The sequence below is a fragment of the Commensalibacter intestini A911 genome, assembly GCF_000231445.1.
GTDB classification, from domain to species: Bacteria; Pseudomonadota; Alphaproteobacteria; order Acetobacterales; family Acetobacteraceae; genus Commensalibacter; species Commensalibacter intestini.
Map to the genome: position 1 here is coordinate 539,731 of NZ_AGFR01000003.1, position 24,098 is coordinate 563,828.

The 24,098-nt window shown below is 35.8% G+C and carries 21 protein-coding genes and 1 tRNA gene; 15 read left to right on the plus strand and 7 right to left on the minus strand.

Annotated features, from left to right (window positions below):
• Positions 1-209 precede the first annotated feature (209 nt).
• From gyrA to CIN_RS02840, 5 genes are all read left to right on the plus strand, one after another.
• A complete protein-coding gene (gene gyrA / locus CIN_RS02820) occupies positions 210-2,999 on the plus strand; it encodes a DNA gyrase subunit A (protein ID WP_008853547.1) in 2,790 nt (929 codons plus the stop codon).
• Complete coding sequence (coaD, locus tag CIN_RS02825; protein WP_008853548.1) at positions 2,996-3,526, plus strand: pantetheine-phosphate adenylyltransferase; 531 nt, start codon at positions 2,996-2,998, stop codon at positions 3,524-3,526. The genes gyrA and coaD overlap by 4 nt, the downstream gene beginning before the upstream one ends.
• A gap of 25 nt (positions 3,527-3,551) precedes the next feature.
• Entirely contained in the window at positions 3,552-4,031 is a 480-nt protein-coding gene (locus CIN_RS02830; protein ID WP_040363723.1) for a peptidylprolyl isomerase, read from the plus strand.
• Between the two features lie 89 nt (positions 4,032-4,120).
• A tRNA-Lys gene (locus CIN_RS02835) sits at positions 4,121-4,196 on the plus strand.
• A 535-nt stretch (positions 4,197-4,731) separates the two neighbouring features.
• Positions 4,732-6,423 carry an alpha-keto acid decarboxylase family protein gene (locus tag CIN_RS02840; protein WP_008853550.1) on the plus strand — a complete coding sequence of 564 codons (1,692 nt, stop codon included), beginning with the start codon at positions 4,732-4,734 and terminating at the stop codon, positions 6,421-6,423.
• Between the two features lie 90 nt (positions 6,424-6,513).
• Here the strand turns inward: CIN_RS02840 and CIN_RS02845 are convergent, their stop codons facing one another.
• Both CIN_RS02845 and CIN_RS02850 read right to left on the minus strand, forming a co-directional pair.
• Positions 6,514-7,281 (minus strand): ABC transporter ATP-binding protein, encoded by a 768-nt coding sequence (locus CIN_RS02845; RefSeq protein ID WP_008853551.1) that lies wholly within the window; start codon positions 7,279-7,281, stop codon positions 6,514-6,516.
• 6 nt (positions 7,282-7,287) lie between these two features.
• Complete coding sequence (locus CIN_RS02850; protein WP_040363724.1) at positions 7,288-8,136, minus strand: ABC transporter permease; 849 nt, start codon at positions 8,134-8,136, stop codon at positions 7,288-7,290.
• A 382-nt stretch (positions 8,137-8,518) separates the two neighbouring features.
• Between CIN_RS02850 and mqo the strand changes: the two genes are divergently transcribed.
• Positions 8,519-10,006, plus strand: a complete 1,488-nt coding sequence (mqo, locus tag CIN_RS02855; RefSeq protein ID WP_008853553.1) for a malate dehydrogenase (quinone) — start codon at positions 8,519-8,521, stop codon at positions 10,004-10,006.
• Between the two features lie 60 nt (positions 10,007-10,066).
• Here mqo and CIN_RS02860 read toward each other — a convergent pair whose 3' ends face one another.
• Positions 10,067-11,383: a multidrug effflux MFS transporter gene (locus CIN_RS02860; RefSeq protein WP_139016919.1), complete on the minus strand. Its 1,317-nt coding sequence runs from the start codon at positions 11,381-11,383 to the stop codon at positions 10,067-10,069.
• Between the two features lie 366 nt (positions 11,384-11,749).
• Between CIN_RS02860 and CIN_RS02865 the strand changes: the two genes are divergently transcribed.
• The gene (locus CIN_RS02865; protein ID WP_008853555.1) at positions 11,750-12,634 is read left to right on the plus strand and encodes a nicotinate-nucleotide diphosphorylase; all 885 of its coding nucleotides are present in this window, start codon (positions 11,750-11,752) and stop codon (positions 12,632-12,634) included.
• A gap of 87 nt (positions 12,635-12,721) precedes the next feature.
• Positions 12,722-13,159, plus strand: a complete 438-nt coding sequence (locus CIN_RS02870; RefSeq protein WP_008853556.1) for a 5-fold beta-flower protein — start codon at positions 12,722-12,724, stop codon at positions 13,157-13,159.
• Between the two features lie 28 nt (positions 13,160-13,187).
• On the opposite strand, the gene CIN_RS02875 is transcribed toward CIN_RS02870, so the two are convergent.
• Genes CIN_RS02875 through CIN_RS02885 form a run of 3 tightly spaced genes read right to left on the minus strand, consistent with a single transcriptional unit; the run spans position 13,188 to position 15,248 of the window.
• Positions 13,188-13,949, minus strand: a complete 762-nt coding sequence (locus CIN_RS02875; RefSeq protein WP_008853557.1) for a class I SAM-dependent methyltransferase — start codon at positions 13,947-13,949, stop codon at positions 13,188-13,190.
• A gap of 16 nt (positions 13,950-13,965) precedes the next feature.
• Complete coding sequence (locus tag CIN_RS02880) at positions 13,966-14,778, minus strand: fructosamine kinase family protein (RefSeq protein WP_008853558.1); 813 nt, start codon at positions 14,776-14,778, stop codon at positions 13,966-13,968.
• Positions 14,775-15,248, minus strand: a complete 474-nt coding sequence (locus tag CIN_RS02885) for a low molecular weight protein-tyrosine-phosphatase (protein ID WP_040363725.1) — start codon at positions 15,246-15,248, stop codon at positions 14,775-14,777. The genes CIN_RS02880 and CIN_RS02885 overlap by 4 nt, the downstream gene beginning before the upstream one ends.
• 255 nt (positions 15,249-15,503) lie before the next feature.
• Here CIN_RS02885 and CIN_RS02890 point away from each other — a divergent pair, with 255 nt between their 5' ends.
• The 6 genes from CIN_RS02890 (at position 15,504) to CIN_RS02915 (ending at position 22,642) form a co-directional block, all read left to right on the plus strand.
• A complete protein-coding gene (locus tag CIN_RS02890; RefSeq protein WP_008853560.1) occupies positions 15,504-16,388 on the plus strand; it encodes an EamA family transporter in 885 nt (294 codons plus the stop codon).
• 190 nt (positions 16,389-16,578) lie between these two features.
• Complete coding sequence (locus tag CIN_RS02895; protein ID WP_008853561.1) at positions 16,579-19,029, plus strand: cache domain-containing protein; 2,451 nt, start codon at positions 16,579-16,581, stop codon at positions 19,027-19,029.
• Positions 19,026-20,045 (plus strand): MlaE family ABC transporter permease, encoded by a 1,020-nt coding sequence (locus CIN_RS02900; protein ID WP_008853562.1) that lies wholly within the window; start codon positions 19,026-19,028, stop codon positions 20,043-20,045. The genes CIN_RS02895 and CIN_RS02900 overlap by 4 nt, the downstream gene beginning before the upstream one ends.
• Positions 20,046-20,047: 2 nt before the next feature.
• Positions 20,048-20,749 carry a P-loop NTPase family protein gene (locus tag CIN_RS02905; protein WP_008853563.1) on the plus strand — a complete coding sequence of 234 codons (702 nt, stop codon included), beginning with the start codon at positions 20,048-20,050 and terminating at the stop codon, positions 20,747-20,749.
• Entirely contained in the window at positions 20,742-21,719 is a 978-nt protein-coding gene (locus tag CIN_RS02910) for an MlaD family protein (protein WP_040363726.1), read from the plus strand. The genes CIN_RS02905 and CIN_RS02910 overlap by 8 nt, the downstream gene beginning before the upstream one ends.
• Positions 21,716-22,642 carry a hypothetical protein gene (locus CIN_RS02915; protein WP_008853565.1) on the plus strand — a complete coding sequence of 309 codons (927 nt, stop codon included), beginning with the start codon at positions 21,716-21,718 and terminating at the stop codon, positions 22,640-22,642. Before CIN_RS02910 ends, CIN_RS02915 begins: the two co-directional genes overlap by 4 nt.
• A gap of 23 nt (positions 22,643-22,665) precedes the next feature.
• Here the strand turns inward: CIN_RS02915 and CIN_RS02920 are convergent, their stop codons facing one another.
• Entirely contained in the window at positions 22,666-23,082 is a 417-nt protein-coding gene (locus CIN_RS02920) for a DUF423 domain-containing protein (protein ID WP_008853566.1), read from the minus strand.
• 192 nt (positions 23,083-23,274) lie between these two features.
• On the opposite strand from CIN_RS02920, the gene CIN_RS02925 reads away from it, so the two are divergent.
• Positions 23,275-23,883 carry an NUDIX domain-containing protein gene (locus CIN_RS02925; RefSeq protein WP_008853567.1) on the plus strand — a complete coding sequence of 203 codons (609 nt, stop codon included), beginning with the start codon at positions 23,275-23,277 and terminating at the stop codon, positions 23,881-23,883.
• The last annotated feature ends 215 nt before the right edge of the window (positions 23,884-24,098 follow it).

The following is a 24,098-nucleotide window of genomic DNA, read 5'->3' on the forward strand; positions in this document are numbered from 1 at the left end:
TGTCTTTTTTCGATAAAAAAATTATAGTTAAAAGCTATTGATGATCGTTTTTATATAGAGTGTTTGTCTCGTTTAATGGCTTTTTGTTTACATTGATTTTAGTGAACAGTTTAAGTGGCTTATATTCGTATTTAAATATTTTATTATAAAATCTTGATCTATTTTAAAATTTTGATTTGTAATAATTGCAATTAAATACTGGATCTACCTTGACCGATTTGCCAGAAAATACTCTTCCTCCGTTGACTGATATTGTTCCCGTAACCGTAGAAGAGGAAATGCAAACCTCCTACTTGGCTTATGCCATGTCAGTTATTGTCAGTCGTGCTTTGCCAGATGTGCGTGATGGATTAAAACCTGTTCATCGTCGTATTTTATATTCTATGTTTGAAAGCGGTCTAACTGCTGACAAGCCGTATCGTAAGTCTGCACGTGCGGTTGGGGATGTGATGAGTAAATATCACCCTCATGGTGACTCATCTATTTACGATGCAATGGTGCGTATGGCGCAACATTGGTCAATGCGCGTGCGCTTGGTCGATGGGCAAGGGAACTTTGGATCTGTTGATGGTGATTCTCCTGCTGCGATGCGTTATACCGAAGCACGTTTGGGAAAGCCAGCAACCTTTTTGTTGGAAGATATTAATCAAGATACGGTTGATTTTCAGGCAAACTATGACGAGACTGAAGAAGAGCCTGTTATCCTTCCCGCAACTTATCCTAATTTATTGATTAACGGTGCATCTGGGATTGCTGTTGGGATGGCAACAAATATTCCAACACATAACCCTACTGAAATTATTGATGCGACGTTGGCACTGATTGAAAATCCAGAGATGGATTTACCAGAATTGATGCAAATTGTAACGGGGCCTGACTTTCCTACTGGTGGGATTATCTTAGGTCGCTCTGGTATTCGTAGTGCTTATGCTACGGGTAGAGGTTCAGTCTTAATTCGTGGTCGTGCGAATATTGAAGAAATTCGAAAAGATCGCCAAGCAATTATTATTACAGAAATTCCTTATCAAGTTAATAAAGCAACCTTACAAGAAAAAATTGCTGAGCTCGTTCGTGCTAAGCAAATTGAAGGTGTGTCTGACATTCGCGACGAGAGCGATCGTTCAGGAATGCGAATTGTTATTGAGATTAAACGTGATGCAACACCAGATGTTGTTTTAAATCAACTTTATCGCTTTACGCAGCTACAAACGTCATTTGGCGTGAATATGTTAGCGCTAAATAATGGTAAGCCTCAGCTCTTAGGATTGAAAGATGCGTTAACAGCATTTATTACGTTCCGTGAAGAAGTAATTTTACGTCGTGCAAGATATGAGTTGAATAAAGCAAGAGACCGCGCTCATTTATTGCTTGGCTTAATGTTAGCAGTAGCTAATATTGATGAAGTGATCGCGTTAATTCGTTCTGCACCGGATTCAGCCACAGCACGTGAACAGTTAATGCAACGCTCTTGGCCAGCAGCTGATATTCAGTCTTATTTAGATTTAATTCAAGATGATGGTAATATTCTTGAAGATGGACGTGTTTATCTGAGCGAAACACAAGTCCGCGGTATTTTAGAACTGCGTTTACAACGCTTAACAGGTCTAGAACGTGAAAAAATCCAAAGCGAATTAATTGAAGTTTCAAAGCGTATTGAAGAATTATTAGAAATTATTGCTAGCCATATTCGTCGTATGGAAATTATGCGTGATGAGTTATTGCGTGTTCGTGGAGAAATTGGATGCCCACGTGCGACTGAGATTGTGGATTATGAAGGCGATCAAACTGATGAAAGTTTGATTGAGCCAGGTCAAATGGTCGTTACGATTACCAGAGATGGCTTTATTAAACGTACGTCTTTGGAAACCTTTAGATCTCAAAATAGAGGTGGTCGTGGACGTAAAGGTGCAGGTAGAAGAGGGGACGATATTATTACACGTTCCTTTAATGCCCATACGCACCAATGGGTTATTTTCTTCTCTTCAGGTGGTAAAGCATATCGTGCAAAAGTTTGGCATTTACCAGAAGCCAGTGCAACTTCTAAAGGTCGTGCTTTGGTGAACTTGTTGCCTGATTTAGGTGGGGATGAAATTACAGCCGTATTGCCGTTGCCTCAAGACGAGGAAATGTGGTCAAACCTTCACCTTGTCTTTGCGACTTCTAAAGGTGGTGTTAGACGTAACCGTTTAAGTGATTTTGGTAATATTCGTTCATCAGGTTTAATTGCAATGAAATTAGATGAAGATGAACGTCTAATCGGAGTTGCGACTTGTCGTGAGGGGCAGGATATCTTCCTTGCTTCCAAGAAAGGGCGTGCGGTTCGTTTCCAAATTACAGATGATACCGTCAGAGTCTTTGCTGGTCGTGCAAGTACGGGTGTAAGAGGTATCCGTTTGGCAGAAGGGGATGAGGTAATGTCTCTTTGTGTCCTAAATCACGTTGATGCGTCGGTTGCTGAAAGATCTACTTATATACGTTATAGTAATGCAAAGCGTCGGGCAGAAAATGCAGATCCTGAAAATGTTTCAGAAGAAATTGAAGAATCTTTTGAAGCGGAAGAAGAGGACACTGGCGCAAGTGCAGAATTAACAACTGAACGTTTAAGTGAATTGCAACAATCTGAAGAAATCCTACTAACTGTTACGAATGCTGGTTTTGGTAAGCGTTCTACGGCTTATGAATATCGTGTCAGTGGTCGTGGAGGTTTAGGGTTGTCAAATATGAACCTTGCTGGCAGAAATGGTAATGAGATTGTTGCGACATTTGCGGTTCTTGATAATACAGACGTGATGTTGGTGACGGATAAAGGGCGCTTAATTCGAGTTCCTGTTAATCAAGTTCGTATTACTTCTAGAACCAGTATGGGTGTAACTTTATTCCGTATTGATGAAGGCGAGACAGTCAGTAGTGTTTTTCCTGTGATTGATGATTCTGAAGGTGATGAAGATTCTGATGAAATTATTGATCAAGAAGGTGGCGAGGTTGAAGCTACAGAATGATCAATAAAAAGGAAGTCAAGCGAGTAGGATTTTATCCTGGTACATTTGATCCAATTACAAATGGGCATTTGGATATTATTAAACGTGCAATTGATTTGGTCGATGAGTTGATTATTGGCGTTGCATTGAATGAAAAAAAACGTCCATTATGGTCTTTGGAAGAGCGTGTTGCGTGTATTCATGAAGCATTAGCTGAAGAGTTAGGAGAATCCTATCGTTATTTAGAGCATGAAGATTGTTCTATTAAAGTAGTTGGATTTAATAATTTGTTAGTAGATTCTGTAAAAGAGTATGATGCGAGTGTGATTATTCGAGGTCTGCGTCAAGCAACTGATTTTAATATCGAATTTCAAATGTGTTTGATTAACCAACGTTTGGCTCCTGATATTGAGACTATTTTTTTAGTCGCAACGGAGCAGAATCGGAGTATTGCTTCGAGTGTTGTTAAAGAGGTTGCGCAATTAGGGGGGGATATTTCTTCTTTTGTGCCTAAGGCAACATTAAGAAAATTTTGTAAATTAAGTTAACTTTTTATTAAAAAAGAGTAAAAAAATGAGTGAAAAAAATAATACTATCTTGAAAATGGAATTAAAGAATGGAATCGTAAAAATTAAACTACGTCCAGATTTGGCTCCATTAGCCGCAGAACGTTTGGAAACGTTAGCTGCGCAAGGATTTTATGATGATACCCCTTTCCATCGTGTAATCGAAGGATTTATGGCTCAAGGTGGAGATCCTAGTGGTACAGGAATGCAAGGTAGTGATTTACCAGACCTTAAAGGTGAATTCACACGTGACGAATCATTTCATAGAGGAATGATTGGTATGGCACGTACGATGGATCCTAATAGTGCCAATAGTCAGTTCTTCATTATGTTTGATGATGCTCCCCATCTAGATGGTCAATATACAATTGCAGGGCAAGTCATTGAAGGTATGGAATTTGTTGATCAAATTAAACGTGGTGCAGGTGCAAATGGCATGGTGAATAGCCCTGATAAAATTATTAAAATGTCAGTGATAAAAGAATAATTTTTATAAAAAATGAAAATAGTGGTTGACTTCTTTTTAAATAACCACTATTTCAATGTTCATCGCCTGATACAAGCGATAAAAAAGAAGAGCCGGTAGCTCAGTTGGTAGAGCATTCGACTTTTAATCGAATGGTCGAGGGTTCGAATCCCTCCCGGCTCACCAAGACACATAAGTCTTGAACAGTTTTGATACTTACGTAGTATATACTACTCTGAGTATATGGTAAAGATATTATTAATATCTTATTAATTGTATTTCATTTTATTATTGTAATAATTTCTGTTATTTATAAAAATATAAAGTGATTGATCGATTCTGTTATCAATACTTTGTAATCAGATTAATTAAAAAATTATTTCGATTCAAAATTATATTGGTAATATAATTATTTAAAAAAGCCCAATTGAATATTTATTGTTCAAACTTATATCAAAAGAAATAGAATATATTTTTATTTTAAGTTTAAGAGCGTTTTAAGAGGCTTTGTTTAGGTAACAGATATTCAATCACAATATTGCGATATAGAAAATGCTATGTTAGGCTATGCAAAGTTATTAACGCTGCTCTCTGATTAATGTTTTTATAATGCGTTTATAAAATAACTGCTTTGATTTTCTCATTATATAAAATCGTTATAAAACATTAAAATTTTTAAAGACAATTTAGAGTGTAAATATATACTCATAGGAGACTTTTTGTGGAATATACAGTCGGCCAATATCTTGCTACTCGTTTGGCACAACTTGGTTTAAATCACGTTTTTGCTGTTGCTGGTGATTATAACTTAACATTACTCGATGAAATGGCAAAAGCGAAGGATTTAGAGCAAGTTTATTGTTGTAATGAATTGAATTGTGGTTTTGCGGGTGAAGGGTATGCTCGTGCTCGTATTATGGGTGCCTCAGTGGTAACATTTAGTGTTGGTGCATTTAGTGCATTTAATGCTGTGGGTGGTGCATTTGCTGAGAACTTACCTTTATTGTTAATTTCTGGTGCTCCTAATAATAATGACTATGGTAGTGGTCATATTTTGCATCATACGATGGGTTATTCTGATTATCGCTATCAAATGGAGATGGCAAAGAAAATTACATGTGAGGCCGTTTCTGTTGCACATGCAGACGAAGCACCTTGCTTGATTGATCATGCTATTCGCTCTGCTATACGTAATCGTAAGCCGGCTTATATCGAAATTTCTTGTAACGTTGCGAATCAACCTTGTACAGAACCTGGTCCGATTAGTAGCATTACGAATAGTCTTATTAGTGATGACGAAAGTTTGAAAGCTGCAGCGAAAGCTTGTGTGGAAGCTTTAGAAAAAGCAAAAAATCCAGTTGTTATTATTGGTGGTAAAATTCGTTCTGCAGGTTGTGCGGTTTCAAAACAAGTTGCAGAACTAACTAAAAAATTAGGCTGTGCTGTTGCAACCATGGCGCAAGCTAAAGGTCTTTCTCCTGAAGAAGAAGCTGAATATGTAGGCACATTCTGGGGGGATATTAGTTCGCCTGGTGTTGAAGATTTAGTTCGTGATTCTGATTGCCGTATTTATATTGGGGCTGTATTTAACGATTATTCAACGGTTGGTTGGACATGTAAGCTTGTAAGTGACAATGATATTCTAATTTCTTCGCATCACACACGCGTTGGTAAAAAAGAATTTAGTGGTGTTTATTTAAAAGATTTTATCCCAGTACTAGCTTCTAGTGTTAAAAAGAATACAACCTCTTTAGAGCAGTTTAAAGCTAAAAAGCTTCCTGCAAAAGAAACGCCTGTCGCAGATGGCAATGCAGCATTAACAACTGTTGAGCTTTGCCGTCAAATCCAAGGCGCTATTAATAAAGACACAACATTGTTCTTGGAAACAGGTGATTCATGGTTCCATGGGATGCACTTTAATCTTCCGAATGGTGCGCGCGTAGAATCTGAAATGCAATGGGGACATATTGGTTGGTCTATACCTTCTATGTTTGGATATGCAGTTTCAGAACCAAATCGTCGCAATATTATTATGGTTGGGGATGGTTCATTCCAATTGACGGCTCAAGAAGTTTGTCAGATGATTCGTCGTAATATGCCTGTAATTATTATTTTGATTAATAATAGTGGGTATACGATTGAAGTAAAAATCCATGATGGTCCATATAATCGTATTAAAAATTGGGATTATGCCGGATTGATTGATGTATTTAATGCTGAGGATGGTAAAGGTCTTGGTTTAAAAGCGAAAAATGGTGCAGAGCTTGAAAAAGCAATGAAAACTGCATTAGCTCATAAAGACGGCCCAACATTGATTGAGGTTGATATTGATGCTCAAGACTGTTCTCCTGACTTAGTTGTATGGGGTAAAAAAGTAGCTAAAGCAAATGGTAGAGCTCCTCGTAAAGCATAAGAATTTATTACTTTTATAGTGATGATATTAAAAAAGCCCCTTTTATTATTTAAATAAAAGGGGCTTTTAGTATGTATTAAAAGAAAGGGGTTAGTCTTTGCCTACAATCTCTTCATAAGGTTTATTTAAATAAATTGGTAACACTTCTTCTGGCGTACCGTCCATTTTTAAGAAGCCTTGATCTAACCATAAAACACGATTACACCATTTGGCGATAATTTCAGCTGAGTGTGTAGAGATGACTAAAATTTGTGAGTTTTGGGCTATATGCTCAATACGTTTTGTCGCTTTCAAAATAAATCCAGCATCGCCGGTTAAGAACCATTCATCCATCATTAAAATTTGTGGGTCAATAGCGGTTGTAAGACCAAATCCGAGTCTTAGTTGCATACCAGAACTATAAGTCCTAACAGGTAGGTCTAAATAAGTGCCAAGCTCGGAAAAGTCTTCAACATTTTTTTCAATTTCTTTTGTTTGTTGCTTAGAGTAGCCGTTGATAGAACATTTGAGTTGAACATTTTCTCGACCAGTTAGGTTGAAATTCATACCAACAGTTGGGTCTAGAAGTGTACTAATATTTCCTTCTATACGAATATGTCCTGTAATTGGTTCATATATTCCTGCCATTGTTCGCAGTAGCGTTGTTTTTCCAGCACCATTTTGGCCGACCAGACCAACTCTGTCGCCTTGTTTCAAAGTGAAGTTAATGTCACGTAAACTTTGAACAAGGATTTTTTTGTGTTGGTCTTGCTTTAGTCGACCAGATACAAATAAATGAGCCATTTTACGTAAGCTACGTGTGTTCTCATGATATAAAGGAAATGAAATAGAAAGATTTTTTACAGTAATACTGGGCATGGTGAATTACATCCAGTAAGGAATACGAAAACGGGTTTTACTAAAAATGAATAAAGCTATAATCCATAAAATAAGGCTATATCCAATGGCGGCAATCCATATAGAGGAAGTCAGTGGCTCTCCAAGAATAGGAGCTCTAACAATTTCAAATAATGGATAAAAAGGATTTAATAAAATATAATCCTTATTAAAATTTAAAGAGCTTGCTTTCCAAATAATTGGGGTAATAAAGAAGAAAGCTTGTGTAAAGGCCGATACGATTGGGGGAATATCTTTGAAACGCGTTCCTAAAACACCAAATAAAATACCTATCGCTAGACTATCCATAATCCATAACAGTGCAGATGGTAATAGGAGGTATAATGTATAGGGTACAATTTTAAAGACTGAAAAAACAACGATGATGACTAATAAGTTATGTAAAAGAATAAGAATATTACAAAATACAGTGCGCCATACATAGATACTAAATGGAATACGTTGTGATAAAATTAAGGGGCTGGCATTGGTAAAAATAGTGCAACTATCGTTAATCATGCCGCTCATATAGGTCCAAAGCACAACAGAAATGGCCACATAAGTATAGTAATGTTTTAAATCAAGATGTAATAAAAAAGCATAAAGCACACCGATTGTGGTAATTTTTACACCCATAATAATAGTGATCCATAATGGTCCTAGTATGGAGCCACGATAACGTAGTTTAACGTCTAGCCATCCTAACTTCCAACCAAGACTGATTTGTAGGATACCTTGCAGTAAGTCGACTAAAGCGAGTTTTATATTTTGGGTTAGGCTGACAGAACGTAAGTCAATAACGGGTTCTTTGGCGATTGTTGGATTATGATCCGACATCATCATGTCCTTGGATGAATAGAGTAAAGAACGGAATGAGTAATTATGTTAGTTTTACTGTATAATGTTTAAATGAGAAAGAGGTAAAAGTTTTTTCGTTTTTGATTGAGTATAAAATATATGAATAATAATTAAAAATATCTTCACTATTGAATATATATAGTTCTATTTTAAATGTATAGTGTATAAAATTTTTATTTTATTTTATTATAAATAATAATATTTTTTTATTATTGTTTATTAATAAATTATATACTTTATTTTTTTAAATCTCTTCTGTTCTCGAAAATATTATCTGGTCTAATATAGGTCAATTTTTAATTGTAGAGTATATTCATAAGATCATAAGAGATTCTGCTTAGCAATATTAACGTGCGGTAAAATGAAAAATATATCTACAAATGAAGTTAAAGATGCTGTTTTAATTGGTGCTGGTATTGTCAGTGCTACATTAGGTGCATTATTAAAAGAATTTAATCCTGACATTAAAATGACCATTTTAGAAGTGCGTAGTTCAGGAGCAGAAGAAAGCTCCAGTGCGTGGAATAACGCAGGAACGGGTCATGCTGGGTTATGTGAATTGAATTATACGCCTTTTATTCCAGGCCAAGAAGTTAATTTAAAAAAAGCTATTTTTACAAATGCTCAATTTGAAGTGTCTAGATCATTTTGGAGTCATCTTGTACAAAATGGTGCTTTTCAAACGCCAAGAGATTTTATTAATCCAGTTCCTCATTGCAGTTTTGTGCAAGGAGAGGCCAATGTTGCGTTTTTAAAAGAGCGTTATGAAAAATTACGTCAACATCCTGGTTTTGCTAAGATGTCTTTTTCTGATGATACTCAACAAATTAAAGATTGGGCTCCTTTGGTTGCAAATGGACGACCTGCTGGGGAAAAGATGGCTTTAACCAGGGTAGAGGGTGGTACTGACGTTAGCTTCGGTGCATTAACGAAGAAGTTACTTAATCATTTAGATGCGCAACAAAATATTGATGTTGGTTATTGTGAAAGAGTTGAAGACATCAAACGCGTTCATGATGTTTGGGAAGTTAAAAGTAAAAATATTATTACAGGTGCAGAAAGTTTAATTCGTACGCGTTTTGTATTTATTGGTGCAGGTGGTGCTGCTTTATTATTATTACAAAAATCAGGTATCCCAGAAGGGCGATGTATTGGTGGTTTTCCAGTCAGTGGTCAATGGTTACGCTGTGATAATCCTGAAATTGTTGAACAACATCACGCCAAAGTATATGGATTATCAACGGAAGGGTTGCCGACTGTTGTTGCTCCGCATTTAGATACGCGAATTATTGATGGTAAAAAATCAATTTTATTTGGGCCATATGCTGGGTTTACGACAAAGTTTTTAAAGAAAGGATCTTATTTTGATACGCTTTCTTCGGTGCGCTTAGATAATATTGAACCTATGGTGTCTGTCGGTATTCATAATCTTGATTTTATTCGTTATTTGATTAATCAAAGTACACAGACAATGGAAAAAAGAATGGCTGCGTTGCATCGTTTTTATCCTTTGGCAAGAGAAGGGGATTGGAAGCGTCAAATTGCAGGCCAGCGTGTACAGATTATTAAAAGAGACCAGTATGGTCGTTCTATTTTACAAATGGGCACAGAAGTGATTTCATCGAGTGATAAATCTTTGGCTGCGTTGTTGGGAGCATCTCCTGGAGCGTCAGTTTCAGTTTCTGTGATGTTAAAATTAATTGAGAATTGTTTTCCAGAGCAAGTCAAAGGGGCATGGGCTGATAAAATTAAGAAAATTTTTCCTGCACGTGAAGAGGAGTTGCAAAAAGATGCTGCTCTTTATAATAAAGTGCATGACTTGGCGACAAGTGTTCTACAATTATCTTAGAATTTTCTGTTAATTGTTTAAATAAAAACCCACCATAAGGTGGGTTTTTATTGGTTATGATTAATCTAAATCTTTTAAGAAATGGTAGTAGTTATGCTGGCCTTGTTGAATACCACTTTTCATTTTTGTGATAATGGTTGTTGTGATTCTTTGGCGCCATACATTACAGGCAAACATACCAAACACGCCAACAAATACACCAATAGCAACAGGTAGCATACTATTTAACGCCATTTGTCCCATCATCCAACTACTAATAGCTCCCAGTACAAACTGGATTGTTCCTAATAAAGCAGAGGCGCTTCCGACGCGTCTACCATGCAGGATGAATGCAAAAATCGTACAGTTTGGGAAAACAAATCCTAAACATCCCATGATAATGACAATGGGGGCACAATGTAAAAAGATGCCTAAGTTATTTAATGGAATAGGAGATACGCAAATAATGATAAACGCAATACTTGTTATGAAAGCAACGGTTGCTGCAATATTGAGCATTGTATAAGGTTTGATTTTATGAACTAACAGTCCATTAATTTGGTTACATCCAGCAATAACAAAAGAGTTAATTCCAAACCATGCAGCAAGACCTAGTTTTGAAAATCCCATAGATTTACTCAGCACTTCTGGTGTCCCGCTGAGATAAGCAAAGATCATAAAAAGTCCAAAGCCAGTAATGAGCGTGTTTGAAATAAAGATCGGTTCACGAACAATACGAACGTAACGCCATAGGATGGAACTTATTGTGGAATAGATACGATATCTTGGGAGTAAAGTATCTGGAAGAGCAAAAAATACGATAAAACTACCGATAACGCCATATACTCCCATAATCCAGAATAAAATACGCCAAGGAAATTGTGCAACAATCAAACCGCCAAGGGTAGGAGCAACAATCGGTACGATACAACTAACTAAAGCAAGTTGTGCCATAATTTTGATGCCAGCAGAACCAGAAGAAATATCCCGAACCATTGCGCGTGGAATTACCATGCCAGCCGAACCTCCAAAAGAAGAAAGGAGGCGGAAAAAGCAAAAAAGGTAAAAGTCAGAAGAAATAGCACATCCGATAGAACCAATAGTAAAAGTGATGATTCCAATTAGTAGAGGATATCTGCGTCCGAAACGATCAGAAATAGGACCAATAGAGAATTGTCCCAACGCCAAACCAATAAACCATACGGTTAAGGTCATTTGAGCAGCGCCATTACCATAACCTGCTAAATCTTTATTGATTTGTGGAAATGCAGGCAGATACATATCTGTTGCCAAAGGCCCAATAGCCGTCAGCAAACCAAGTATAATAATAACCCACATGGATAGCTTTTCATTAAAGCTACTTCCTGTAGAGGGTGCAGCAGTAGATATATCGTTCAAGATTTAAGTTCCGCAAAACAATAGAATTTTATAAATTAATTTATTCAGTGTTGTAACACTCGTATTAGATCATATTTGAGCTAATAAATAAGCTGTTTATGTAAAACAACGTATTAACCAACAAAGTCGATTTGATTATGCTTCACAAAGTGTTTACCATTTTTTAACTTAATTTGATTGAGAACGCAAAGACTTATTTAATAAAACAGAATGAAATTTTATATTCATTGATCAATTTATTATTTATGTCACAGGGGAAAGTGGTAATAATATAATTAATTATAACTTCTTAGGAATAGTTATTTTTTGGATATATTAAAGTCTATGTAAGTTGATTCATTTTAAATTCTATTTTAAGAGACCGCCATGTTTTCTATTTTAAAATCCGATCTTGTTAATCCATTTGAACCATTGGGGGAAACTTTAAAACAGGCTTTAGATGATAATGTTCATCAATCTTTGATTGAGAGACAGTCCAATAATTCTAAAACAAAAATATTTTTTGATCCTGATCAACAAGTGATTGCAAATGTGATTGCAGATGAAGATTGTGTGTTTTGTGGTGCTCCTTGGGTAGATAGTTTGATTCAAAAAGTAAGTGAAGAGGGTTTTATTCAGTGGCATGTTGTTGAAGGAACCATGATTTTAGCTGGCAGTAAAGTTTGCACGCTTCATGGTAAAGCAAAAGATATTCTTCCTAATGAAAAAATTATTTTAAATTTTTTATGTTTATTATCTTCTATTGCTACGGATACACGTGCATATGTTGATTTGATATCTGATACCAGTACAGCATTATATTACGATTATGTGGATATTCCAGGACTTGCGTTAGTGCAAGATTACGCCGTTCGTGTTGGCGGAGGACATGGATACTCAACGTTGGGTCATGATGATATCTTACTTCTTAATCATCATCTTAGAATGATTGGAGGGGTATCAGCAGCAATAGAAAAAGCATTTCGTTTATATCCTGCTGATTTTGTAAAAATTGAAGTTGCCTCTTTGTCTGAGTTAGAAGAGGCAATACAAATGGGTGTTAAACAAGTAAGATTAAAAGACTTTTCACTTGAAAAAATTGAAAAAGCGTTGGAGTTGACGCAAGGTAAAGTGTTATTAGAGGTGTGTGGTAGTGTATATTTGAAAAATATTAGTCAAATTGCACAAATGGGTATTTCTCGGATTATTGCGGACGATTGTGATAAAAATAAGCATCGAGTAAAATATTCTCTATGGTATGAAAATACTTAATTTTAATAGAGAAAAATAAGCTAGGTCTTGTTTGTTTTTTTTGTTCTGTTATCCTACTATTCATTCATATCAATAAGGATAAATATTATGAAATTAAAATTTTTAAATAAAGCGACATTATTTATGGCTGCTGCTGGAGCAGTGATGTTACTATCAAGCGCTAGTGCAATGGCAAAAGGTGAGATTTATAATAGTACAGGTGTAGTCGTTGGTCATATTGATGAAAACGGCAATATTTATGATAACAAAACAGGCTTTAAAGGTCGTTTACAAAAAGACGGTTCTGTTTATGGTCAAGATAATAAGCTTGTCGGTCGTGTAGATACGAATGGTGCTATTTTTGATAAAACTAATGTACAAGTGGGCCAGTATGATGCCACGAATGGTAACATCTATAACGCGCGTCGTGAGGTTATTGGACATCTTCAAAAAGACGGCAATGTTTACACAGCAGACGCTACCTTGATTGGTAAAGTGGATCCAGGTAACGTCATTGGTGCAATCATGTTACTTAAACACGATTGATTTTAATCATTTAATGATGTTGTTTAGCTTATTTACTCAATATAAATGTTGCTGTGGGTAAGCTAAAGCTACAATCATTTTGTAATTTTAAATTTTCTTTGACATGGTTTGGAGCAGTTTGTTGTAATTCAATAATTGCTTGAATAGATACTTCTGCAGGTTTTGTTCTATTAACCCAGCTAGAAAATTCGAGTTTTAAATCACGCTGTGTGATGGATATTAATTTTAATCCATAAATAGAAAAAAGCGTTGTATATTCTGTCAAATTATAATTCCGGACGTGAGAATGATCACGTAACAGTTCTATAGTTTGTAAAAAGCTATCAGTAGCTTTATCTAAAGGCGCAATAGTGTCAATGAGAACTGCGGTGCCTGTTGGTTTCAATATACGATGAATTTCGTTAATGCCTTGTGCTAAATCATGCCAATGATGGCTGCTAAAGCGACTAATTACCCAATCAAATTGCTCATCTAAAAAAGGTAATATTTCAGCAGGAGCTTTTTGCGTCGTGATGTTTTGTAAAGACTTTTCTTGTGCAGTTTTTTGAACAGCTTCCAACATGGTTGGGCTAATATCACAAGCCACGACGTTTTTGACTAATGGGGCGGCTGTATAGCTGACATGTCCACCACCACATCCTAAATCAAGTAAAGAAGCAGAAGATTGGTTTTGTAAAAGGGATTTGATTTGTTCTAGATCTGGGCCTGAAGCATGAACTTGGCTGCTAACATATTTATCTGCGCGTGGGTTATAAGTTTGGGCAACATAGTCTTGAGGTTTGTTGGACATAATGACAGAACTTTATTTATAATTTTAAACGATTTAATAAGGTATGGATCATATGTAAGTAATAATCACCAAATAAGATATAATGTACAATTGCTGGGAAAAGTTGATAGACAGGCGTGCGTTCTTGCCATCCTGATTCTAGTAAAGAATAGCTTTTATAAAAAGTATCAGGTGAACTACCAAAAATATTTAACATGGCAATATCAACCTCGTTATGCCCGAAATAACAAGCTGGATCAATAAGGTAAGGACGGTTAATATGGGTAATAATATTTCCAGACCATAGGTCCCCATGTAATAAAGAGATTTTAGGATTTCTAGGAATATAGTGATCTAAATTTTTAATGAGCTTTTCAATTTGTAAAGCAGTATCTTTAGGAAGTTTATAAAGATAATAGGCTAATCGGTTTTGTCCCCAGAACTCTACCCAATCATGACTTGGTGTATTAATTATAGGAACTTTTCCAAATGCATAATTAATTTTCCATCCATAGGTATCATTGTCAACTTGATGTAATTTTGTAAGTGTTAATGCAAGATTTTGCCATGCTTCTTTGGACAGGCAGTTTGTTTCTTGAATTGCTTCCATAATTAAAATGTCAGGATTAGAAAAAAAAACTTTTGGAACATCAATATGATGTTCTGCTAAAAATTTTAACATACTTCCTTCTATTTCTGGTGCAAAACGATTTTTAATGACGTAACTTTCACCACTAGAGGTGGTAATTAGCACTGCTTCGGATAAATCACCTTGTGTTAAAGGTTGAGCTTTTTCTATTTTGGTTGCTAATTGTTCTTCAGCAATTTGAACTAACGAACGTGTTTTCATAATTTTTTCTCGAAATAATCAGCAAGATAGGTGGCACCTAAAGTAATTTGTTTCCATGTGCTTTCAAAATCAGATAGATCTCCATAATAAGGATCTGCCACAGCTTGTCCTTTATATTCTTTTGTATAGTCTAAGAACAAAGAGATTTTATTCTCATATTGAGAGGGCGCTATTTTTTTTAAATGAGTGATGTTTCTATGATCCATACCAATCAAATGAGTAAAATTTAAAAAATCATCAGGTTGGACTTGTCGTCCTACATAATGATGAATATCAATGCCATGACGTGCAACTTCTCTAATTGTTCTTGGGTCTGGGGGATCATTAACATGCCAAGGGCCAAGTCCAGCGGAATCAACATGAATATTTAATTTTCTTTTGCTAACCTCAATATTAAAAGCAGCCTCAGCCATGGGAGAGCGACAAATATTTCCTAGGCAAACAAACAGGACAGAAAAGGAAGGGGGCATTTTTTTATCCAAATGGTAGTCTAAAGATATCCTTTAAAATGTATGCATTATTATTGGATAAGTAAATTAAAATTTAAGTTTATGCTTAAAGGCAAAGAGGTCAGGGATTGAATGAATTGTTTTGGTGTGAGATATTCAATTGCTTTTTAGCAACCAATTATAAATAGTAGAGATTGATTTTTGTACATTTATACTTTTGTTACAGAGCTGATTTTTATTAATAAATATACATTTTAGTCATTGAAAATATAAAATATGTCTGCAAAGTTACAAGGGATTTTTCTCGTTTTATTAGGGACAATTAGTTATGGTTTACCTGCTTCTTTAATTAAAATATCTAAAGATAGTGGGCTAAACGAAGCAAATATTTTGTTTTTTCAATTCTTTTTTGGTTGTATTGTTTTGGGGGGTATTTATTTCCTAACTAGTCAAAAAAAGAAGCTCAACGAAGTTACTTTAACATCATCTATAAAAAAACGGCTTGTTTGTGCTGGAACGGCATTGGCGTTAACAAATTCTTTTTACTTTACATCTTTAGAGTATGTTTCAGTTGCAGTGGCAGCTGTGATGTTGATGCAGTCTGTGTGGGTTACGTCTATTTTAGATTTTATTTTTAAAAGAATTATTCCTAATCGGATGCAGATTATTTGTATTGTTATGGTGTTATTAGGCACAGTTCTGACAACAAATGTGCTGAATACAGAAGTTGTGATTTCTCCTTTAGGACTATTTTTAAGTTTTATGTCGGGTGTTTGTTATTCTGTGACAATCATGGTAACGAATAGTTTAGCCCCAACTGCATCTCCATTCGGTCGTGCTTTTTATGTTTCTTTAGGTGCTTTTATTGTTATTTGCGTGATATGGGGCTGGGCAGTTAAATTATCTATTATATTGATCTCCTTACAATGGGGCGTGCTCATTGCATTATTTTCAATTATTTTGCCGTTATTATTTTTTTCCACAGGAATGCCCAAGATCACTGCAGGAATAGGGGGTATTTTGTCGGCTTTAGAATTGCCAGCCTCCATTATCTTTGCTTATTTATTGCTAAATGAAGATATTACAATTGTTCAATTTTTAGGTGTTATGTTGATTTTGATCGCGATAAGTAGCGTTCATTTAATTCAAAAACAGTCTTAGTTATTTTGTGTTTAAAAGCTCTTTATCATAAATAATATTTCGTATTATTCATCTAGGTTTAAGTAAGTAGTATAGCGTTGTTACAGCGTGAAATCATTAATACATTGAAATTGAATGGGATTATCGATATAAAGATCTTTATTATTACTATAAAAGATCTTATTTGATTTATTAGCTCTGGGGGTTTTTTGTGCCTATTGGTGAAATTGTCGATCCAACCAAGGATTCAGTAAACCGCTTATGGCGCTTATTTCTGCGAATTGGTGTCCCTATTTTAGGCGTAATTCTGGTTGTTGTCGTTGTCGTTGGGGTGACTTTACATTCTTATCGTAATACAAAAGCAGGTATTTTAAAATTAACTCATATTATTTTAAAAACTGAGCAATCTCGTGTTTCTCAAGAAGTGTTAACATATCTCAGCCCCGCAACGACGAGTAGTAAACTGGTTGTTGATATGTTGGGACATATTCCATCAGAGTATGGGACAGGAATGTTTTATACTTATGCAATGAGTAGTTTGCGTCAAACAAAACAGTTACAATCTTTTTATTTGGCTGATGAAAAAGGTAATTTTACGATGATTGAACGCGTCGTAGATAAGCCAAATGAGGTTCGGATTGTTACTTTAAAGCCAGATCAGAATGGGGGGCAATTCCAGGAGGATCTTTCAACGTTCGATGGTAAAAAACTTGGTACAAAAATGAAACCTGCCAATGCTTATGATCCTCGTTTACGTTCTTGGTATGAACAAGCGATGCAAACAGGGAAATTAACTTGGTCTCCTCCTTCATTAATGCCTTCTAAAAAAGGACTGATTATTACAGCGTCTATTCCTTATAAGGATAGAGATGGTAAAAAAGGTGTTTTTGCAGTTAGTATTTCGTTACAGCAATTAACGACCTTTTTAAGTTCTTTGAATATTAGTAAGCATGCTCAAGCTATTATTGTAGATCGACAAAAAAACATTATTGCTTCACCGGAGTTGTTATTACAGTTTGGTGATAATGAGTGGACACCAGAAACTAATAAAATTGATCCAAATTTTAGTCCTGTAGTGGCTAGAGCGTATGATCAGTTTTTGGTTAATGGTATTGGTATTCGTTCGTTTAAAGTAGATAAGGCAACATTAGAAGAAAAAAGAAACAAAAAAGGTATTCCGCTTTCACAGGAAAGTGATGTCGGAACATATATCAGTATTACGTCACAGCTTCCTGAATATGTACAAAGGTGGGTTGTTTTAATTGTAATTCCAGAAAGTGATTTTTCTAGTTTTGCGGTGACAGGTGGGAAACAAAATCTATTATTTTCTTTATTGTTAGTAGCGCTGGCGGCGGCAATGGCTGGGGTTTTGATTTACCAAGGTCATAGAATGGATCATTTAGGGCAGCGCTTTAAGTATCTTAAAAATATTGCAGAGCGCGAAAATAACGCAATTGAAATGATTGCCTCCAAGCCAGAAGTCTTTGATCCTAATAATGAGGCTTTATCATTAACAGAAGGTTTCTGTAGCCTTGTTTCTGCTGAAAGAGTAAGTATTTGGCATATTTCGGATGATCAAAAAACATTAATTTGTAATGATCTTTACGATAAAAAAGATGGAAATCACGCTGAAGGTGCTCAGTATTCCATTCAAGAAATACCAGATTTCTTTAAAGCTATTACTGAAAATGAAATTCTTGAAATTGATGACGCTGTTAATGATTCTCGTATTGCTCAGTTTTACAGATTGTTTATGCGTTCTTCAGAAACGAAGTCTGCGTTGATTACGCCAGTCCTTGGTAGGGATGGGACAATTGGGGCTGTTATTATTGAGGATACTCCATATTTACATAATATTCGTCATATTAGTAAGATTTTTGCAGGTTTAGTAGCAATGCGTTTTGTGGCTGCAGCGGTGCAGTTTAGTGCAGATAATCATATTGTGTCTTCAGATGAACAACATCCTGTTACGGCTACTACTCATTTAACTGAAAATATTCAAGATAATTTATCAACATTAACAAGAGAGCAAAAAGCAGCATTCTTAGTTAAGCCAGGTTCTACAAGATATAATGATGTTCAATTTGATGCTTTAGATCAGGATGAACAACAGGGAATCTATCCTAGTGTTGCAGTTATGAATATTGCGTTTAGTGGTTATTTAACTTCTGATATTGCTATGACAGCAAAATTGGTTACTCCCATTAAAGATTTAGTGATTGTTTTACAAGACATAGCTAAGAAATATGGTTTGTTTTACGTGAAGATAATGGGTGGTCATTTGGTTGCTGTTGCTGGTTGTACAAAAGAGCCTGATGTAACAGCACCTATTCGTTTAGCTCATGCTGCTTTGGATATGAGAGCTGCATGTTTAGAAATGATTTCTGGTATAGGAACAGAATCTAATTTTGGCATAGGAATAGATGTTGGGCCAGCGATTGGGTCTTGGTTTGGTAAAGATCCTAAAGTCTTTAATTTGTGGGGGCCAACGATAGGCATGTCGGCATTAATGGCGAATATGGCCACGGATGGAGGTGCTGTTCAAGTGACACAAAGTGCTTATAATGATCTTAAAAATGACTTTTTATTTAGACCAAGAGGAACATTTTTTATTCCAAAAGTAGGGATTTCACATACATTTATTCTTGCTGGTAGACGATGAAGCATTTAGGTGATCTTAAAGGAAAATCCTTAGAAAAAAATGATACAAAAGATCATATAGAGGTCATGCTATCTAATCTTAACAAAGATGGTATCGATGATCTTGATCAATATATCGAAGATATTCGCAGTCGTGAAATTCAAGAGGGACAACGTCTATCAACGCAATTAAAAGAAGTGCAAGGTAGTCGTTTTTCTTGGTTATTAAAAATTTGGATCGTTATTTTTTGGTATTTGCGTCCTTTACTATATGTTATGGGTGAAAAAACCCGTAGTTATTTACATTTTTTATTGGGTGTTCTAGCTGCATCATGGGGAGTGCTCATTGAAAGCGTGTCTCCTGTAACATGGCGACGCACTGTCAAGTATGAGTTTCAAAGAACTTTAGGGCAAGTTATTTGTGGTGGTTTCTTTAGTACTTTTTTTACCGCTACATTGGCAGGATTAGCTGTTGTTTCTCAAGCTATTTTTTGGTTAGGGGCAGCAGGTTTAACTAAAATGACAGGATCGATATTAATTACGATTTTAGTCAGAGAAGTAGCCCCTATTTTAGTCGGGATGATCTTATTAGGACGAAATGGTATTTTAACGGTTGCTGAATGTAGTTTATTGGCAATGAATGGGCAGTTAAAAGCATTGTCTACGATGGGGATTGATCCGTTTATTACGATTGTTTTACCTAGAGCATGGGCTTTTACGATTGGTAGTTTTACATTAGGAATGATTTTTGGAACGACTTCCTTATTTATGGGGTATGTTGTTACCTATGCTATGGGTACAATGCAGGATTCAATTTGGGTCTTTTATAGTAATATTTTGTCAGCAATGTCTGTATCTGATTATATTTTAGTCCCTTTAAAATTTCTAGTGATGGGATATGTTGTTGGCGTGGGTTCGTGTATTACCGGAATGAATGTAAAAATAGGTGATGAGCCGTCTACTTTGTTACCTAAGGGATTTACGCGTGGAATAATGCTCATCATGGTTGTTAATATTTTATTTACGTTGGATTTTTAGAGATGGCAAATAAAGTATTACTAGACATATCTGAGGCAAAACCTTCGTTCGATGAAAATCACTTACCTCCTGTTGCCTTTAATCTACAAGTGAAGCCTGGAGATTGTGTAATTATAGAAGCGCGAGATTTAGAGGCAGCAACAGCTTTTGCGAATTTATGCAGTGGAATGGTTTCTTTAAGAGAAGGGGCGGTGTTGTTTAAAGGGCTTGATTGGTTCGCTTTGAAAGAGCCACGTTTATCTGCTTTACGTGGTTGTATTGGGCGTGTTTTTCAAAAAGGTGGCTGGTTAGATATGTATTCTGTTGCTGTAAATATTTTATCGCCTTCGTTGCATCACACTATGATTGATGAAGATAAATTAATAGATCAAGCTTTATCTTTATGCCATAAATTTGGGCTCCCTGGCTTACCAATGGATACCCCGAGAGAAGCTACGACAATTGATTTGGCACGTGCTGCGTGTGTTCGTGCTTTGATGAATACTCCAGATTTGTTGCTATTAGAATATCCAGCAGAAGGATATTCTGCTGACTTAATGTCTCCTTTGCTAGAGATGTTAAATTTTGCACAAAATAGAGGGGTGGGTATTATTTGTTTTACTCGTCAACTTGATTTGTGGAATGATTATAAAGAGCGTGTAACGCATTGGATGCGTTTACAGGAAAAAGGTTTAACCTCAGTACGGCTGGTATCAAATGTTTAATAATAAACGATATACAAAAACGCGGCAGTTATTTCAGTTAAGATATGCCAATGAATGGACAGGTGGTCTTGTACTTTTGTGCATCTTGGGATTTATCGGGGCCGTTATTGAGGCTGGGGTATTAAGAGATTGGATGACACCTGCGGCAGAATTGAATATTATTTTGCCTCAATCTGGGGTGGATAATTTGTCGGTTGGTGATAATGTCGAAGTATTCGGAATTAGTGCTGGGACGATTAAAAAGATTAATGTTAACTCGGATGGTGGATTGTCTGCCGTGGCTTCTATCGATCCCCAATTAACAACCTTTATTCGTAGGGATAGCCAAGCAACGATTAAAAGACAGTTTGCTGTGGCAGGTGCTGCGTATGTTTCTATTACGCGTGGATATAGTACAAAATTGAATTGGCGATATGCTGTGTTAGTGGCTAAAACAGAGCCTAATCCAGCAGATCAAATTTCTCAGATGGTTTTGCAAATTCATGAGCGCATTGTGCCAACAATGGATAGCGCCAAGAATATGATGGCTTCTTTGGAAATGATTGTTGAAGGTATTCAACAAGGGAAAGGGTCTATTGGTCAATTAGTGAATAATGATGAGCTTATTCGTCGTGCTGAAAATATGGTTCAAACATTGAATAATATTATTGAGCAATTACAACCTATTGAAGATAGTATTAATCAAGTCGTTAAACATTCAGATACGATGGTTGTTAATTTTGGTAAAGTTTCTAAAAATATTGCTCAAGCTTCACCCAATTTAGTTCCTATTACGAAAAATTTAGTTCCAATTAGTAAAAATGTGAAAAATACAACAGAGCAGCTTCCTGCAATGATGATTCAATTACAATCTACGGTTGCAGATCTACAAAAATTGATTGTTCAAGTTAAAGGTTTATGGTTGCTTGGTGGTAATGGAAATCAAAAACGTCAATCAAAACGTTTACCAGCACGTGAGGTTGGACCATGAGATCTTTATATAAAAATTGTAGCGTATTAATTTCTCTTTTATTGGGTGTAGCTGCCTGTGGAGGTGGTCAACAACCTGATCCTGTTCGAGATGATCCATTTAATCGAACAATGGATGTTGCGGATGAAGCTGTTTTTTATGACCGTTTACAGCAAGCTGAAATTAGTTATAAGAAATCATTCGATTATGCGATTACGAGCGATGATGCGTTGAATATTGATGATGCGGGTTATAATTTAGCAATTATTCAACTTGCGTTAAATGATGTTCAATCAGCCTCTAAGACTGTCGATCAAACGAATAAAGAGTTGCAGATTAGAGGGCAGCAAAACAGCCCACAATTGGATTTAGTTCAAGCTGCGATTTTATATCGAATGAATCGTTATAGTGAGGCTGCTCAAGCCGCTCAAAGTGCTGAAAAAAGCACGCATGAGGATATTCAGGAAAGAGCATATTTTTTATCTGCATTGATTGCGAATGATCAAGGGAATATCGAGGGTATTCGTCAATCTTCTCAAAAATTAGACCAGCTTTTATCTCAAGGAAAAGATAAAGTTGATGATAGTTGGAAAGCTGATCAACAAGAGTTGCATGCATTGTTAGCATATAAACAAGGACAATATGTTCAAGCAATGACCGATGCAACTGCAGCACAAGATCTTCGTCGTCAGCAGGTTGAATATCGTGCGATGGTCAGAACTTTAGCTTTGCAAGGACAGATTTCTGAAGGAACAAAGAATTACGTTGCTGCAGCTCAGTATTATGTCAGGGCAGGCAAGAGCGCATTGCTTTTAAAAGACTATACTGAGGCTAAGAAATATTTAGATCGTGCAGCATCGTTGCATGCTGATTCAACAACGTATCAGTTGGCTTCTGATGCTTTGCTTGATTTAAATAAACAAACCAAGAAAACATCAGAATAATGAAGATATAGATCGTAGTGATACTAGTTATTATTGCGATCTTTAATTAAAAAAGTAGCGATGGTTAAATATAACCATGCAAAAATCAAAGTGCTGCCACCGATTGGGGCAATTGGAAGAACAGGAGAGTGAAGTCCTGTCATAGCCGTATAAAAAACGGCTCCACAAAAGCACCATAGTCCTAGGTTAAAAGCAAATCCTATAATATTTAAATGTACAGAGGGCTGCCATATTTTTTGTAAAATAGAAATGGCAATAAGTGCTAAGCTGTGAATAAATAAAATAGTATCAGCGATGCGTGCCATGTCTCTGCCACTACCGATAAAATAACTATCGGGAAGGTGAGAGGTAAAAGAGGATAAAATGACTGCGGCCATTCCGTAAAATGCACCTGTTGCTAGCCATAGGCGGGTAGAGAAAAAAGAGGTTTTTGAAGTCATATCAGAATAACCAGGATAATTGTGATGAGATTATCGTTGTAAAAAGAAATTACAGAATAGTCAAGTTAATGAGAATAATTATTATTCTAAATAAAGTGAGCTTGTATAGTATAGATGATTTTTTTTGTAAGAATATGAAAGATCATGATAATATTTTTTTTCATTAAATAAAAACATAGGATCATTATTATTATGTCAAAAATGATTTTAAAAGATACACGGACAATATATGCAGGGCATTCAACGTTAGAAATGGCCCAAATGGAGCAATATTATGATGATGGCCAAACTGTTTCATTGCAAAGGGAAATATTAAAGGCTCGAGATAGTATTGTGGTATTACTATATCGTCAGGATACTAAAAAGCTGGTGTTAACCTCTCAATGGCGTGCGCCAATTGTGTTCAAAGGGGATGAACGTCCTGTTATTGAAGCGTGTGCTGGTAATATAGATCAAGAAGATTTTGATAATCACCCACAAGATGAGCTGGCTGCGGCAAAAGTAGCCGTGGCAAGAGAAGTCGAAGAAGAAACAGGATGGCATATTGCAAAGTTGGACTATTTGTATGCTTTGTATAGTTGTCCAGGCATATCCACCGAAAAACTTTATTATTTTATTGCGAGTGTTGATGAGCAAATTCAACAAGGTGGTGGATTGCGTTCAGAAGGTGAGGATATTGCTGTCTTAGAAATGTCTTTGCAAGAGGCCGTTGATAAAGTTCAATCTGGAGAGATTATGGATTTAAAAACGATTGTTCTTATTCAATATTTACAGTTACATCGTGCTGATTATTTGGGTTAAAACAGAATTGGCTGTACCTAAAAAGCAATGAAATTAAATAGTAATAAAGGCTAATTTGCAATTTAATTCTTTTCGTGTATGGTGGTTGTTCGAGAATATAATCATCTATCTATAGAAGGATTAATATTTAAAAATGATAATAGTAACAGAGGGTTATCTATATTTATCTGCTCCTTTGTTTTGCGATGAAGGTTGTTAGTATTATCTATTGTTCT